The sequence below is a fragment of the Streptomyces sp. NPDC050264 genome, assembly GCF_040655895.1.
Taxonomy (GTDB): domain Bacteria; phylum Actinomycetota; class Actinomycetes; order Streptomycetales; family Streptomycetaceae; genus Streptomyces.
Genome location: NZ_JBFAKV010000025.1, coordinates 92,855 through 107,624, shown reverse-complemented (window position 1 = coordinate 107,624; position 14,770 = coordinate 92,855). Strand labels below are relative to the sequence as shown.

Below are 14,770 nucleotides of genomic sequence, written 5' to 3'. Positions count from 1 at the left end.
ACACAAGTTGTCCACAGGTCCGAGGCCTCGTTCGCGCGATGTCGGTCCCATCGGGTTGCATGGGGGCATGAGCAACGAAGAGCTGCGGACGGCCGCCGATGCCGTACTCGCCCGCCTGGTCTCCGACCCGAGCGGGACGGCACGGCTGCGCGAAGACCAATGGCGCGCGATCGAGGCCCTGGTCGCCGAGCACAGACGTGCCCTCGTCGTGCAGCGCACCGGCTGGGGCAAGTCCGCGGTGTACTTCGTCGCGACCGCGCTGCTGCGGGAGCGCGGCAGCGGCCCGACCGTGATCGTCTCCCCGCTGCTCGCGCTGATGCGCAACCAGGTGGAGGCGGCCGCGCGCGCCGGCATCCGCGCCCGCACCATCAACTCGTCGAACACGGAGGAGTGGGACGCCGTCCGGGCCGAGGTCGCGGCGGGGGACGTCGACGTCCTCCTGGTCAGTCCCGAACGGCTGAACAACCCGGATTTCCGGGACAACGTCCTGCCTCAACTGGCCGCCGCCACCGGCCTGCTCGTCGTCGACGAGGCGCACTGCATCTCGGACTGGGGGCACGACTTCCGTCCCGACTACCGACGCCTGCGCACCATGCTGGCCGAGCTGCCCCAGGGCGTCCCCGTCCTGGCCACGACGGCGACGGCCAACGCCCGCGTGACGGCGGACGTCGCAGATCAGCTCGGCACCGGCGGCGGTTCGGACGCCCTCGTGCTGCGCGGCCCGCTCGACCGCGAGAGCCTGAGCCTCGGCGTGCTTCAACTGCCGGACGCGGCACACCGGTTGGCGTGGCTGGCCGATCACCTCGACGACCTGCCGGGCTCAGGGATCATCTATACGCTCACGGTCGCCGCCGCCGAAGAGGTCACGGCATATCTGCGCCAGTGCGGCCACACGGTGACCTCGTACACGGGAAAGACGGAGAACGCGGACCGTCAGCAGGCCGAGGAGGACCTCCTGGCGAACCGGGTGAAGGCCCTGGTCGCCACCTCCGCGCTCGGTATGGGCTTCGACAAACCGGACCTCGGGTTCGTCGTGCACCTCGGCTCGCCCTCCTCCCCGATCGCGTACTACCAGCAGGTGGGGCGCGCGGGACGCGGTGTCGAGCACGCGGAAGTGCTGTTGCTCCCGGGGAAGGAGGACGAGGCGATCTGGCGCTACTTCGCCTCGCTCGCCTTCCCTCCGGAGGAGCAGGTGCGGCGCACCTTGGATGTGCTCGCGCAGTCCGACAGGCCGCTTTCGCTCCCGGCTCTCGAGCCCCTGGTGGAGCTGCGTCGTTCGCGTCTGGAAACCATGCTGAAGGTCCTCGACGTGGACGGCGCGGTGCACCGGGTCAAGGGCGGCTGGGTTGCCACCGGTCAGCCCTGGACGTACGACACCGAGCGCTATGCGTGGGTCGCCAAACAGCGCGAGGCCGAGCAGCAGGCGATGCGCGACTACGTCACGACGACCGACTGCCGCATGGAGTTCCTGCGCCGCCAGCTGGACGACGAGGCGGCGGTCCCGTGCGGGCGCTGTGACAACTGCGCGGGAGGACGGATCGAAGCCGCCGTCTCAGCGGACGCGCTGAACTCGGCGCGGGGCGAACTCGGCCGCCCCGGAGTCGAGGTGGAGCCCAGGAAGATGTGGCCCACCGGGCTCGCGGCCGTGGGCATCGACCTCAAGGGACGCATTCCGGTCGGCGAACAGACGGGTGTGGGGCGGGCACTCGGCCGCCTCTCGGACATCGGCTGGGGCAACCGGTTGCGCCCCCTGCTCGCACCCCAGGCCCCCGATGGGCCGGTGCCGGACGATGTCGCGCGGGCCGTCGTGGAAGTACTGGCCGACTGGGCCAAGGGCCCGGGCGGATGGGCGGCGGGTGGCCCCGACGCGCAGCCGCGCCCGGTGGGCGTGGTCACCCTGACGTCCCACACACGCCCCCAGCTCATCGAGTCGCTGGGTGCGGGCATCGCTCAGGTCGGCCGCATGCCGCTCCTCGGGCGCATCGAGTATGCGCCGGGCAGCGACACCGCGCACCTTCCACGCAGCAATAGTGCGCAGCGCCTGCGTGCGCTGGAGGGCACGTTGACGTTGCCCCCCGAGCTGACCGAGGCACTCGCGCGCGCGAGTGGTCCGGTGCTGCTCGTCGACGACTACACGGAGACCGGATGGACGCTGGCGATGGCCGCCCGGCTGCTCCGTCGGGCAGGCGCGGAGGCGGTGTTGCCGCTGGTCCTGGCGGTACAGGGCTGATTCGTGCGTCGGAAACCCAGTCGTTGGGCAGGGATATAGGCGACGCATCGTCAAATACCGCATCCGGGCCGTGATTGCTCGTTGCCGTGCGCCGACGCGACGGGAAGAATTGGCAGCGTTCCCCGCGTGGCCCCCGTGGTCCGGTTGGGCTGTGCCGTGGTGCGCTCCCCCAGTCCGACCCTGCCCGCGTCCGGGCGTGTAGCCGAAGGGAGGACCGTGACCTTCGGATTCACTCCGTCCTCGCCCGCCTCAATGTCCGCCGATTCCGTCAACCGACCGACCAGGCTGCTCGAACCCGCAGAGTGGGCGGCGGCAGGGATCCCTCTGCTGCGCAATCCGCGTGAGGTCGTCAGCGGACTGCACACGCGTCACCGGCCCATACCCCGGACCGCGGTGGTGGCTGTCCTCGACCCGGAGGAACGGCTGAACGCCAGCGCGTCGTTCACCCGGCGCGACAGCGCGACCGACGGCTGGACGTTCCGCAACGCCCTGCTCTCCCAGCTGCGCCGCGTCATCCCTCACGACCTGCGGCGTCGCACTCCGGTCCGTACGGCGGTGCTGCTGTACTGCCGTGAGGGCGAGACCCGGTGGACCGAGGAGGACGGGGCCTGGATGTGGGGACTACGGGACGCCTGCACGTTGCACGGTCTGCGCTGCGGGGCGTACATCACGATGACGCGCGACGGCTGGCAGGTGCTCGGCGAGGGCCGTGGCGGCCGACGTCCGAGTGTGGGGTCCGTGGCCGAGGTACTCGGCGGCGACGAGGAGTCGACACCGCGGACCGGCGGCGCCGCGACGGAGATGCTCCGCCGCGCGGCGGCTCGCTGAACCGCCGCGCCGCGGTCACGCACCGGCCTGCCGGACTCCCCGGACACCGATGAACGGTGCGGGCAGCCGGCAAGCGGCGCGTCAGACCCCGGCGCCCAGCAGCGTGTTGACGCGCTGCGGGTCGCCGCACACGATCAGCAGGGTGCCGGCCCGGCCGAGAGCGAGCGGCAGCGATGTGCCGACCGCGTCGTCGGCGCCGCCGTTCACGGCCACGACAACAACCGGCCGTGGCGCGGCACGGTCCAGGGCGGAGGCGTCGGCGTAGAAGACGTCGTCGCCGGCGTCGTGCTGCGCCCAGTAGGCGGCCTCGCCGAACGACAGCTCGTGAGCGGCCCACGGGTGCGGTTCACCCGTGGTGACCACCAGGACGTCACCGGGCGAGCGCCCCGAGTCGAGCAGCAGGTCGAGGGCTTCTTCCGCGGCGTCCAGCGCGCCCTCGACCGAGGCCGGGATGAGCTGGACCTGCGGCTGGGAGGCCGAAGTCGACGGGACAGCAGGGGCGTTCGGCCCCGGCTTGGCGGCGGGAACCGGCTCGCGCGGGGTGCGCTGCGCGGGCGGCGTGGGCCTTGCGGGACCCGGACGGCCGGGTCGCGGCGGCACCGCGGGACGCGGGCCGGGTACGGGACGAGGGGTCGGCGCGGTGCGGGGACCCTGGGCACTCTCGTGAATCTGAGGCTCCTCGGGAATGAGAGGCATGAGCTGATATCTATCAACCGCAGGTGCGGCTCGCGTCAGCGGGTGGCACATCAGTGCGAACACAGTGGTCAGAAGTCGAAGCCGAGCTGGCCCTCGATTTCCGGAACGCTGGCGTCCGCCCAGCTGCGGGCCTTCTTGAGGTGCCGCCACTGGGGCAGCGCATCAAGATACGCCCACGTGAGCCGGTGGTGCGGGGTGGGCCCCCGCTCCTCCAACGCGGCACGGTGCACCGGCGACGGGTATCCGGCGTTGGCCGCAAACCCGAAGTCTGCATGGTCGACGCCCAGTTCGGCCATCATTTTGTCGCGGCGAACCTTGGCGATCACCGACGCCGCGGCGACGGCGATGCAGGAACGGTCCCCCTTGATCACCGTACGGACATGCCAGGGAGCACCGAGGTAGTCGTGCTTCCCGTCCAGGATCACCGCGTCCGGCCGCACCGGCAGCCCCTCAAGGGCGCGTACGGCGGCCAGCCGCAGGGCGGCGGTCATCCCCAGGAGGTCGATCTCCTCGTGCGAGGCGTGCCCGAGGGCGTGTGCGGTGACCCAGCTCTCCAGCTGCTCCGCGAGCACCTCGCGGCGCTTGGGGCTGATCAGCTTGGAGTCGGTGAGCCCTTCCGGCGGGCGCCGCAGTCCTGTGACGGCGGCGCAGACGGTGACAGGGCCCGCCCAGGCACCGCGGCCGACCTCGTCGACACCGGCGACGATCTTGGCACCGGTGACAGCGCGCAGTGAGCGCTCGACGGTGTGGGTGGGTGGTTCGTACGGCATGGCGGCAAACAGCGTACGCCGCCGAAATGCCGCCGCGACACCGGGCCGGGTTCAGTCCGCGTGCCGTCGCAGCAGGGGGACCATGACCTGGTCGATCAACGCCACCAGGTCCGCCTCTTCCCATTCGCTGCCGCACACCTTTGAGCGGTACATCATCATCGCCGGGATGACGTCGTACACGGCGGCGTTCGCGGCTTCGGACCGCACCTCGCCGCGCTCGATCCCGCGGTGTACGACTTCCTCGATCAGCCGAACGCTGGGCTCGACGACACCGTCGATGATCACGCCATGAAAGCGCTCCGCCGTAAATGAGTCGCACTCGTGAAGAACAGAGCGAATCGCAAATCCCGGCCTGGAGTACATGGCCTCACGCATCTGCCGACACAGCTCCAGCAGATCCTCGCGCACGCTCCCCAGATCCGGGGCCGAGTCCAGCTCGGGCAGTCCGGCCTGCAGGGCATCGACGACGAGGTCCTCCTTCGAGGGCCAGCGCCGGTACACCGCGGCTTTCCCCGTCTGCGCACCCGCGGCTACGCCTTCCATGGTGAGGCCGTTCCAGCCCACCGTACTGAGCTGGTCGAGCGCCGCTTCCAGGATGGCCCGTTCGAGTACGGGACCACGCCTGCGCACGGAAGCGGCCGACTGGGCGGAAGCGGCCGTCCAGCGCGAAGTAACCATCGTCATCTCTCCGTTGAGCAAATCGAGCGGCGTCGAGCAGCACAAAAAAGCACGGCAGTAAATTCAGTGAACGGTTGCGTTCACTGAAGGGGAGTCACTACCGTTGACGCGACAGTGAACGGGACCGTTCACTAACACGCTTGTGGGGGATCCATAGTGACAACCTCTCAGTTAACTCCGGATCAGAAGCCGGGAGTCGCCCACCGGGAGGGGCACCCCGGCATCGCACTCGCCGTCATCGCCGCCTGCCAACTCATGGTGGTCCTCGACTCGACGATTGTGAACATCGCGCTCCCGCACATTCAGAACGCTCTCAGCTTCTCCACGACCGACCTCACGTGGGTCGTCAGCGCCTACACCCTCACATTCGGCGGCCTGCTGCTTCTCGGTGGCCGTGCCGGTGACATCCTCGGTCGGCGCCGGGTCTTCATGACCGGCATCCTGCTGTTCACCTTCGCCTCCCTCCTGGGCGGACTCGCTCAGGAACCCTGGCAGCTGTTGGCCGCGCGCGCCCTTCAGGGCGTCGGCGGCGCGATCGCGTCGCCGACGGCTCTGGCGCTCATCACGACCACGTTCCCCGAAGGGCCCGCGCGGAACCGCGCCTTCGGAGTCTTCGCGGCGGTCTCGGCGGGCGGCGGCGCCGTGGGACTGCTGGCCGGCGGCATGCTCACGGAGTGGCTGGACTGGCGCTGGGTGCTGTTCGTGAACGTTCCCATCGGCATTCTGATAGCTGTCCTCGCGCCGAGGTACATCAAGGAGTCCCAGCGTCATCCGGGACGCTTCGACATATCCGGTGCGCTCACGTCCACGCTCGGCATGGCCTCCCTCGTCTACGGCTTCATCCGCGCCGCCGAAGAAGGCTGGCGGGACAGTCTGACCCTCGCGTCGTTCGGCGCGGCGGTCGTGCTGCTCCTGGCATTCGTAGCCATCGAGAGTCGGGCCAAGGAGCCGATCACCCCGTTGAAGATGTTCGCCGACCGCAACCGGTCGGGAACGTACGTGATCATGCTGAGTCTCGCCGCGGCCATGTTCGGCATGTTCTTCTTCATCGTGCTGTTCGTACAGAACGTACTGGGCTACTCGCCGATCAAGGCCGGTCTCGCCTTCCTGCCGGTGACGGTGGCGATCGCGCTCGGCGCGGGGCTGTCGCAGCGGTTCCTGCCGATACTGGGGCCGAAGCCGTTCCTGGCCGGCGGATCGGCCCTCGTGGTGGTCGGGCTCGTCTGGCAGTCGTTCATCAGCCCCGGCAGCTCCTACGTGAACGGGGTCCTCGGCCCCATGGTGATCTTCGGGTTCGGCATGGGCCTGAACTTCGTGACCGTGACCCTCACCGCGGTGTCGGGTGTGGCTCCTCACGAAGCGGGCGCGGCATCCGGCCTGCTCAACACGACGCAGCAGGTGGGCGGTTCGCTGGGCCTCTCCATCCTGACGACTGTCTTCGGCACGGCAAGTCGTAACGAAGCGAGGAGCCAGGCGGCGGACTTCATGGCCACCGCCTCTCCGGAGCAGAAAGCCGAGTTCGCCAAGACCCACGAGTTGCCTGCCCCCTGGGGCCATGAGGTGCTGGCACACGGCATCTCCACGGCTTTCATCCCGGCAGCGGCCATGGCAGTACTCGCCCTGCTCGTCGCACTGTTGGTGATCAAGGTCCGTAAGAGCGACCTGGAGGCGCTCTCCGGCACCGCGAGCGTGGCCGGGCCGACCGGGGGCTGAAGCCACCGCGGGCACATGAATGCCGGGCTGCGCTCGCGCCGAACGGCGAGCCGCAGCCCGGTCTCCACTGAGTCTTCGTCGCGTACGTCACCGAACAGCGCGGCGCTTCAGACCGACACGGTCGGCGCCCAGTCAGGCAGCGCCTCGGTGGGCTCCAGCCACTCGGTCGGCGGCGCCCCCTCCCTGCCGGAGGCCACGACGCCGCCCACGATGGCGCAGGTGGTGTCCATGTCGCCGCCCACCTGAGCGGTGGTCCAGAAGGCCCGCTCGAAGTCCCCGAGTCCACGCGCCGCCGACCACAGGGCGAACGGCACGGTGTCGTGCGCTGTCGTCCGCCGACCGCACCCGAGCACGGCGGCCACCGTGGCCGGATCCCCATAGTCGAGCATGTCCTTGGCCCGCCGCAGCCCCGCCCCCACCGCACTGCGCGGCACGAGCGCGATCACACCGTCCAGCAGCTCCTGCGGGCTCGGCGGCCCCGCAGGGTCGGCCGCGAGCGCCGAAGCGGCGGCCACGGCCATCGCGCCGACGACGGCCTCGCGGTGCTGATGCGTCGGATACGCCGAGATCTCGGCCTGATGCGTGGCCTGCTCCGGGTCGTCGGCGTAGTAGGCCCCGAGCGGCGCGATACGCATCGCCGCCCCGTTACCCCACGAGCCCTGCCCCTTGAACAGTGCGGAGGCCAGCTCCCGCCAGTCGCCGCCCTCCCGGACCTGCCGCAACAGGCGGTTCACCGCGGGGCCGTACCCGCGGTCGAAATCGTGGTGCTCGGCGAACGAACGCGCCAGAGCGTCCTGGTCGACCCGGCCATGTGCGGCCAGGACAGCAACCACGGAGCACGCCATCTCGGTGTCGTCGGTCCACTGCCAGGGGCCATCCGGAACTTCCCGGCGCTTGAGCAGCGGATAGTTCACCGGGACGAAGAACTGCGATCCCAGCGCATCGCCCACGCGGAGTCCGCGCAGGCTGGACAGGGCGCGGTCCAACCGCCTGACGGGAGAAGAATCAGCGATCATGGGCCTGCCACTCTATCCGGGGACCCCATAGGGCCGGGGGTCGCACCAGCGTTCGAATGGCCGGTTCATTTCGTACTTGCCGTTCTCCCCGAGAACGAGTGCCCGCGTCTCGGCGTTCCCAGGATTCGACAGCGACTCGAATTCCGCGACGGTCCAGTGGAACCAGCGCATGCAGAACAGCCGCATCGTCAGCCCGTGCGTCACGAGCAGCACGTTCGGCGGATGGTCCGGCTCCTTGAAGCTGCGGTACAGGCTTTCCAGGAACGCCCCCACGCGGTCGTACACATCCGCCCCGGACTCGCCCTGCGCAAAGCGGTAGAAGAAATGCCCGTAGGCATCCCGATAGGCCTTCTGCAGCCGTACGTCGTCGCGGTCCTGCCAGTTGCCCCAGTCCTGCTCCCTGAGGCGGGGTTCCTCCCGCACCCGCACGAGATCCGGGTCGAGACGGAACGCGCGAAACGTCTCATGCGTGCGCCGGTACGGCGAGACGTAGACGCTCACCCGCTCGCGCCCGAAGAGTTCCCGCAGTTCCTTGCCCGTCTCCTCGGCCTGACGCCACCCCGTCTCGGTGAGCGCCAGGGCATGGTCGGGCTCGCGCTCGTACACGGTGTCGTCGGCATTGCCTTCGGATTCGCCGTGCCGGACTAGAACGATGCGCCGCGGTCGTGCCATGCGCAAACACTAGATCGGTTCGGCCGGGTTCGAGCACTCGTACGGGCTCCATCCGGCGTACGCGGCACGTCACGCGCGCGTACTCCCCCGCTCGCACGGCCGGCCCGCACGCGCTCCGGCGCTCAAACAGTCCAGGTCGGCTCCAACTGCACGATGTCGCCGTCGATGGCCTCGATGTCGGCCTCGGTCTCGGCCCTCAGGGACAACCGCTCCACTCGGTCGACCTGATATTTCCCGCGCTCGGCCGCCGACTGCCACATCGACAGGACCAGGAACTCCTCGCCCGGCGCTTCCGCGAAGAAGCCCCGGACCATCCCTGGCGAGCCGGCCATCGCGGGGTTCCAGACCTTCTGCTGCATGAGCGTGAAGTGCTCGGCCCGCTCCGCACTCGCCTTGCAGTGCGCAATCCGCACGACGTCCGCATCCGTGAATCTCGGCTCGAAGCCCATCTTCACATCGAAGAGGTGGTCGAACAGCTTCGCCTGCATGTCCCTGTAGGTACCTGATTGACCCGCCGCGAGCCGGTCGTGCGCCCGGGCCATGAAGGAGTCGTAAAAGGCACGGCTCTCCCAGAAACCGAAGACATGGGCCACGTCAGGTCGTTTTCTGCTCCAGCCCCCGCCTTGCCCCCGGAACCCCGGCTCCCCAAGGAGCCCCGCCCATTTCCGCTGTCCCCGCTCGAACCCCCGACGGTCCACCACAGAGCAGCGAATCCACTTGACCAGCACTGCGCCATCGTACGGCGCGTTGCGCGACGCGGGGTCACTCTCAGGTGTAGTGCAGGCGCACCAACTCCGCGACGTCGCCGTCGCTCAACTCGATCCCGAACTCATGGTCGAGGACCGTACTCAACTCGGATGCCCACACCTCGCGTTCGGCTCGGCTGCCGTCCGCGTATTCGATGACAAGCTCTCGCCCCGTAAGAGTGTGCCGGGCGTCCGCGGTGGCGTACTGCACGACAGGACGCCGGATGAACGTGGACCTCGGATGGGTAGAGGTGTAGTGATTCAGCACTACATAGTCGACAGGTAGCCGCTCTTCCGAAGTGAAGGCATAAACGTCGCTCCAGCCGTCGGGCCGCCGGCCACGCAACACCCAGACGTCACCGCCTTCTTTCTCGATGCCGAACTCCCATGCGTCCTGCACTACTTGAGCACCCTCACACAGGGGGAAGGGCTCCCGTAGCCCGAATGCGCCGAAGCCGACATCACAGAGCCACTCCTCGCCGTCGACCCGAACGCGCGTCAGCATGTGTGTCACCGGTCGCAGTGAAGCCGTTCCCAACCGGACGCGCGCACCAAGTCCGACTACAGGAAAGCCGATTTGCTCCAGTACGGCGGCGAACAACAAGTTGTGCTCATAGCAGTAGCCGCCGCGACGCTTGTGCACCATTTTGTCCTGCAACGAAGGCAAGTCGAGCAGCACCGGCCTTCCCAGCATTATTTCCAGATTCTCGAACGGAATCGCCTTCACGTGTGCACGGTGCAAGCTGCGCAACGTCTCTGCGTCCTGCTTCGGCTCTTCCTTGAAGCCGATCCGCGCCAAGTAGGCGTCGATATTCAGTTCTTCCGCGTTCCAGGTCATTCCACAATGATCGGTATGACGGCGCTCTTCACCAACCCTGTTTCGGCTCGACTGGCCGGCGCGCAGCGTGTACTTGTCGCGGGCGCGGGCGGCGGTTTCGACATCTACGCAGGCCTGCCCGTGGCCCTCTCCCTCCTCCACGAAGGCAAAGAGGTCCATCTGGCCAATCTGTCGTTCAGCGCCATCGAGGGGCTGCCGCTGGACGCCTGGGCAGCCCCTGACGTGGCACGGGTGACCCCGGACTCGGCGCCGCACCAGAGCTACTTCCCCGAGCGCACGCTCGCCCAATGGCTGCGTCTGCACGGCTATCCCGACACGGTGCACGCCCTCGCGCGCGTGGGCGTACAGCCGCTGCGTGCCGCCTACGAGTCGCTGATCGAGCAGTACGCCATCGACGCGGTCGTCCTGGTGGACGGCGGCACGGACATCCTGATGCGCGGTGACGAATCCGGTCTCGGCACACCGGAGGAGGACCTCACGAGTGTCGCGGCGCTGGCCCGCGTCGAGGGGCCCGAACGGCTCGTCCTTTCCCTCGGGTTCGGTGTCGACACCTATCACGGGGTGAGTCACGGACTCGTCCTGGAGAACATCGCCGCCCTGGAGCGGGCGGGCCACTACTTGGGGGCCTTCTCGTTGTCCCGAGCCTCCAAGGAAGGTGAGCTGTTCGTGGACGCGGTCGCCCACGCGCAGGAACACACCCCGGACCATCCGAGCATCGTCAACGGGTCGATCTCGGCCGCGGTTCAAGGCGCCTTTGGAGACGTGCGGTTCACGGAACGCACACGGGGCAGTGAGCTGTTCATCAACCCTCTGATGGCGCTCTACTTCGCCTTCGAACTTGAAGGAGTGGCGCGGCACTGTCACTACCTCGACCGGATCGAGGGAACCCACCTCATTCGCCAGGTGAGCCGTGCGATCGAGGCGTTCCGTGAGGAGATCACCACACGGCCGCCCCGGCGCATCCCCCACTGACCGGGGTGGCCGAGGCGTGTCAGTGGGACCACGTAGCGTGTCGGTAGCAATCAATGTCGTGCCGAGAAGGGGGAGTTCGGTGAGCAGTCTGCGCAAGGGGATCGAGAAGGTCGAGGTCGGCCTGAAGTGGGATCCGAGCCAATTGGGCTCGCCTCCCCACGACCTGGACCTCGTCGCCGCGACGTACACGAGCGACGATCCGCATGGCAGCCCCGCCTATCTTGTCCACTTCGACAGCCGTTCTCCCGACGGGACCATCACTCTCAACCGGGACAGCAGGACCGGTATCGGCTTCGGCTTCGATGAGGTGATGACGCTCGAGCTGGACCGGCTCGCGGCACGGTACGCGCGCGTGCTCGTCGGCGTGGTCGTGCAGCAGAGCGAGGAGCAGGCTGGGCGGGACACGGTGTTCGCAGATGTGGCGAACACTGCCGTGCGCGTTCGGGAGAGCTACACCGACCTGTCGCAGCACGACCTGTCGGCGGTGGACGGCAGTTCGGCGGCCACGATCGCCGAGTTCACGCGGGACGCCGACGGCGAGTGGTCGTTCCGCGAGTGGCTACGCGGCTTCGACGGCGATCTCACCGCGTTCGCCGCCGTCATGGGCGCCCTGTAGCGATGTAGCTGTTGTAAGCGCGCATACGCCGAAAGGGCGGCGGGCCGTCATGGCCCCGCCGCCCCTTCGGTTCAGGCGATCAGCTGCAACCGCTGGTCGAGCCGCAGCCCTCGCAGATGTAGCAGGAGCCGGCGCGCTGCATCTTCGTACCGCAGGAGAAGCAGAGCGGGGCGTCGGCCTGGATGCCCAGCTGCATCTCGACGAGTTCGGCGCTGGTGTGCGCCTGCTGCGGCGCGGGCTGCACGGCGGCGGCCTCGGCCTTCGGCGTCTCGACGGCCTTCAGGGACTCGGCCGGCACCGTCTGGACCGGCGCGGACTGCGCCAGTCCCTCGACGTCGACCTCGTCCTCGGAGGGCTCGTAGGAGCCCGTCTCCAGGTGGCGCTGACGCTCCTCGGCGGAGTGGATGCCGAGTGCGGAGCGCGTCTCGAAGGGCAGGAAGTCGAGCGCCAGGCGACGGAAGATGTAGTCGACGATCGACTGCGCCATCCGCACGTCCGGGTCGTCCGTCATGCCGGCCGGCTCGAAGCGCATGTTCGTGAACTTCGAGACGTACGTCTCCAGCGGCACGCCGTACTGCAGACCCACGGAGACCGCGATGGAGAAGGCGTCCATCATGCCCGCGAGGGTGGAGCCCTGCTTGGACATCTTCAGGAAGACCTCACCGAGACCGTCGTCCGGGTAGGAGTTGGCGGTCATGTAACCCTCGGCGCCGCCCACCGTGAAGGAGGTGGTGATGCCGGGACGGCCCTTGGGCAGACGCTTGCGGACCGGGCGGTACTCGACGACCTTCTCGACCGTCTTGCGGATCTCCGCCTCGGCCTTCGCCGTGACCTCGGTCTTCTCCTTCTCCTTGGTCTTGGCGGAGAGGGGCTGGCCGACCTTGCAGTTGTCGCGGTAGATGGCGAGCGCCTTGACGCCCATCTTCCAGGCCTCGAAGTAGACCTCTTCGACGTCCTCGACCGTCGCCGTCTCCGGCAGGTTGACGGTTTTGGAGAGGGCGCCGGAGATCCACGGCTGGATGGCGGCCATCATGCGGACGTGGCCCATCGCGGAGATGGAACGCTCGCCCATGGCGCAGTCGAAGACCTCGTAGTGCTCGGTCTTGAGGCTCGGGGCGTCGATCACGTTGCCGTTGTCGGCGATGTGGGCGACGATCGCCTCGATCTGCTCCTCCTGGTAACCCAGGCGGCGCAGGGCCTGCGGGACGGTGCCGTTGACGATCTGCATCGAGCCGCCGCCGACCAGCTTCTTGAACTTGACCAGGGCGAGGTCGGGCTCGAGGCCGGTGGTGTCGCAGGACATCGCGAGACCGATGGTGCCGGTCGGGGCGATGACGGACGCCTGCGAGTTACGGAAACCGTTCTTCTCGCCGAGGCGGACCACGTCCTGCCAGGCCTCCGTGGCGGCGGCCCAGATCGGGGTGTCCAGGTCGTCCACGCGGACGGCGACGGTGTTGGCGTCCGCGTGCTGCTTCATGACCCGCTGGTGCGGCTGCGCGTTCTTGGCGTAGCCGTCGTACGGGCCGACGACCGCGGCGAGCTCGGCGGAGCGCTTGTAGGACGTACCCGTCATCAGCGACGTGATGGAGCCGGCGAGAGCGCGGCCGCCGTCCGAGTCGTAGGCGTGGCCGGTCGCCATGAGCAGGGCGCCCAGGTTCGCGTAACCGATGCCGAGCTGGCGGAAGGCGCGGGTGTTCTCGCCGATCTTCTCCGTCGGGAAGTCCGCGAAGCAGATCGAGATGTCCATCGCGGTGATGACCAGCTCGACGACCTTCGAGAAACGGTCGACGTCGAAGGACTGGTGGCCGAGGCCGTCGTCCTTCAGGAACTTCATCAGGTTCAGCGAGGCGAGGTTGCAGGACGTGTTGTCCAGGTGCATGTACTCGCTGCACGGGTTCGAGCCGTTGATGCGGCCGGACTCCGGGCATGTGTGCCACTGATTGATGGTGTCGTCGTACTGGATGCCGGGGTCGGCACAGGCCCAGGCGGCCTCGGCCATCTTGCGGAAGAGCGACTTGGCGTCGACCTCCTCGATGACGTCTCCGGTCATACGGGACGTCAGGCCGAACTTGCCGCCCTGCTCGACCGCCTTCATGAACGTGTCGTTCACACGCACCGAGTTGTTGGCGTTCTGGTACTGGACGGAGGCGATGTCGTCGCCGCCCAGGTCCATGTCGAAGCCCGCGTCACGCAGGGCGCGGATCTTCTCCTCTTCCTTCACCTTGGTCTCGATGAAGTCCTCGATGTCGGGGTGGTCGACGTCGAGGATGACCATCTTGGCCGCGCGGCGCGTGGCGCCACCCGACTTGATCGTTCCTGCGGAGGCGTCGGCACCGCGCATGAAGGAGACGGGACCCGAGGCGTTGCCGCCCGAGGAGAGCAGTTCCTTGGAGGAGCGGATACGGGAGAGGTTCAGGCCGGCGCCGGAGCCGCCCTTGAAGATCATGCCCTCTTCCTTGTACCAGTCGAGGATCGACTCCATGGAGTCGTCGACGGCCAGGATGAAGCAGGCGGAGACCTGCTGGGGCTGCGGGGTGCCGACGTTGAACCACACCGGCGAGTTGAAGCTGAAGATCTGGTGCAGGAGGGCGTACGCCAGCTCGTGCTCGAAGATTTCGGCGTCAGCGGGGGAAGCGAAGTACTTGTAGTCCTCGCCGGCCTTCCGATAGGTCTTCACGATGCGGTCGATGAGCTGCTTGAGGCTCACCTCTCGCTGCGGGGTGCCGACGGCACCCCTGAAGTACTTGCTGGTGACGATGTTGACCGCGTTCACCGACCAGAACTCGGGGAACTCGACGCCACGCTGCTCAAAGTTGATCGAGCCGTCGCGCCAATTGGTCATGACGACGTCACGACGCGCCCACTCCACCTCGTCGTACGGATGCACGCCGGGGCTGGTGTGGATGCGCTCGATACGCAGACCCTTGGTGGCCTTGGATCCCTTGGTACGGGAACCTCGTGCCGGGCCGCTCGCCGTCTCTGTCATGCCGCCTCC

General features: G+C 68.2%; 13 protein-coding genes. 5 read left to right on the top strand and 8 right to left on the bottom strand.

Features of this window, described 5'->3' with window-relative positions:
• Window positions 1–67: 67 nt before the first annotated feature.
• Window positions 68–2,230, top strand: coding sequence for a RecQ family ATP-dependent DNA helicase (locus tag AB0J02_RS34580; RefSeq protein ID WP_363197798.1), 2,163 nt, complete (start codon window positions 68–70; stop codon window positions 2,228–2,230).
• 216 nt (window positions 2,231–2,446) lie between these two features.
• On the top strand, window positions 2,447–3,058 hold the full coding sequence (locus tag AB0J02_RS34575) for a hypothetical protein (RefSeq protein WP_363197797.1): 612 nt from the start codon (window positions 2,447–2,449) through the stop codon (window positions 3,056–3,058).
• A gap of 81 nt (window positions 3,059–3,139) precedes the next feature.
• Here the strand turns inward: AB0J02_RS34575 and AB0J02_RS34570 are convergent, their stop codons facing one another.
• The 3 genes from AB0J02_RS34570 to AB0J02_RS34560 all read right to left on the bottom strand — a co-directional run bounded on the left by AB0J02_RS34570 (window position 3,140) and on the right by AB0J02_RS34560 (window position 5,202).
• The gene (locus AB0J02_RS34570; RefSeq protein WP_363197796.1) at window positions 3,140–3,754 is read right to left on the bottom strand and encodes a hypothetical protein; all 615 of its coding nucleotides are present in this window, start codon (window positions 3,752–3,754) and stop codon (window positions 3,140–3,142) included.
• 68 nt (window positions 3,755–3,822) lie between these two features.
• The gene (locus tag AB0J02_RS34565; protein ID WP_363197795.1) at window positions 3,823–4,524 is read right to left on the bottom strand and encodes a ribonuclease HII; all 702 of its coding nucleotides are present in this window, start codon (window positions 4,522–4,524) and stop codon (window positions 3,823–3,825) included.
• Between the two features lie 51 nt (window positions 4,525–4,575).
• The gene (locus AB0J02_RS34560) at window positions 4,576–5,202 is read right to left on the bottom strand and encodes a TetR/AcrR family transcriptional regulator (RefSeq protein ID WP_363197833.1); all 627 of its coding nucleotides are present in this window, start codon (window positions 5,200–5,202) and stop codon (window positions 4,576–4,578) included.
• Window positions 5,203–5,358: 156 nt separating this feature from the next.
• On the opposite strand from AB0J02_RS34560, the gene AB0J02_RS34555 reads away from it, so the two are divergent.
• Window positions 5,359–6,915, top strand: coding sequence for an MFS transporter (locus AB0J02_RS34555; protein WP_363197794.1), 1,557 nt, complete (start codon window positions 5,359–5,361; stop codon window positions 6,913–6,915).
• A gap of 107 nt (window positions 6,916–7,022) precedes the next feature.
• Here AB0J02_RS34555 and AB0J02_RS34550 read toward each other — a convergent pair whose 3' ends face one another.
• The 4 genes from AB0J02_RS34550 to AB0J02_RS34535 all read right to left on the bottom strand — a co-directional run bounded on the left by AB0J02_RS34550 (window position 7,023) and on the right by AB0J02_RS34535 (window position 10,187).
• Window positions 7,023–7,931: an ADP-ribosylglycohydrolase family protein gene (locus tag AB0J02_RS34550; RefSeq protein ID WP_363197793.1), complete on the bottom strand. Its 909-nt coding sequence runs from the start codon at window positions 7,929–7,931 to the stop codon at window positions 7,023–7,025.
• A gap of 12 nt (window positions 7,932–7,943) precedes the next feature.
• Window positions 7,944–8,603, bottom strand: coding sequence for a histidine phosphatase family protein (locus tag AB0J02_RS34545; protein ID WP_363197792.1), 660 nt, complete (start codon window positions 8,601–8,603; stop codon window positions 7,944–7,946).
• Window positions 8,604–8,725: 122 nt separating this feature from the next.
• The gene (locus AB0J02_RS34540; RefSeq protein WP_363197791.1) at window positions 8,726–9,331 is read right to left on the bottom strand and encodes a YdbC family protein; all 606 of its coding nucleotides are present in this window, start codon (window positions 9,329–9,331) and stop codon (window positions 8,726–8,728) included.
• A 40-nt stretch (window positions 9,332–9,371) separates the two neighbouring features.
• Window positions 9,372–10,187 carry an arylamine N-acetyltransferase gene (locus AB0J02_RS34535; protein WP_363197790.1) on the bottom strand — a complete coding sequence of 272 codons (816 nt, stop codon included), beginning with the start codon at window positions 10,185–10,187 and terminating at the stop codon, window positions 9,372–9,374.
• 15 nt (window positions 10,188–10,202) lie between these two features.
• Here AB0J02_RS34535 and AB0J02_RS34530 point away from each other — a divergent pair, with 15 nt between their 5' ends.
• Window positions 10,203–11,159, top strand: coding sequence for a DUF1152 domain-containing protein (locus AB0J02_RS34530; protein ID WP_363197789.1), 957 nt, complete (start codon window positions 10,203–10,205; stop codon window positions 11,157–11,159).
• Between the two features lie 79 nt (window positions 11,160–11,238).
• Window positions 11,239–11,775 carry a TerD family protein gene (locus tag AB0J02_RS34525; protein WP_363197788.1) on the top strand — a complete coding sequence of 179 codons (537 nt, stop codon included), beginning with the start codon at window positions 11,239–11,241 and terminating at the stop codon, window positions 11,773–11,775.
• Between the two features lie 79 nt (window positions 11,776–11,854).
• Here the strand turns inward: AB0J02_RS34525 and AB0J02_RS34520 are convergent, their stop codons facing one another.
• Window positions 11,855–14,761 (bottom strand): vitamin B12-dependent ribonucleotide reductase, encoded by a 2,907-nt coding sequence (locus AB0J02_RS34520; RefSeq protein ID WP_363197787.1) that lies wholly within the window; start codon window positions 14,759–14,761, stop codon window positions 11,855–11,857.
• Window positions 14,762–14,770 lie beyond the last annotated feature (9 nt).

Bases quoted from the DNA above. Each gene is read 5' to 3' on its own strand.
- AB0J02_RS34580 (WP_363197798.1), top strand. From the start codon at position 68: ATGAGCAACGAAGAGCTGCGGACGGCCGCCGATGCCGTACTCGCCCGC.
- AB0J02_RS34570 (WP_363197796.1), bottom strand. From the start codon at position 3,754: ATGCCTCTCATTCCCGAGGAGCCTCAGATTCACGAGAGTGCCCAGGGT.
- AB0J02_RS34565 (WP_363197795.1), bottom strand. From the start codon at position 4,524: ATGCCGTACGAACCACCCACCCACACCGTCGAGCGCTCACTGCGCGCT.
- AB0J02_RS34560 (WP_363197833.1), bottom strand. From the start codon at position 5,202: ATGGTTACTTCGCGCTGGACGGCCGCTTCCGCCCAGTCGGCCGCTTCC.
- AB0J02_RS34550 (WP_363197793.1), bottom strand. From the start codon at position 7,931: ATGATCGCTGATTCTTCTCCCGTCAGGCGGTTGGACCGCGCCCTGTCC.
- AB0J02_RS34545 (WP_363197792.1), bottom strand. From the start codon at position 8,603: ATGGCACGACCGCGGCGCATCGTTCTAGTCCGGCACGGCGAATCCGAA.
- AB0J02_RS34535 (WP_363197790.1), bottom strand. From the start codon at position 10,187: ATGACCTGGAACGCGGAAGAACTGAATATCGACGCCTACTTGGCGCGG.
- AB0J02_RS34530 (WP_363197789.1), top strand. From the start codon at position 10,203: ATGACGGCGCTCTTCACCAACCCTGTTTCGGCTCGACTGGCCGGCGCG.
- AB0J02_RS34520 (WP_363197787.1), bottom strand. From the start codon at position 14,761: ATGACAGAGACGGCGAGCGGCCCGGCACGAGGTTCCCGTACCAAGGGA.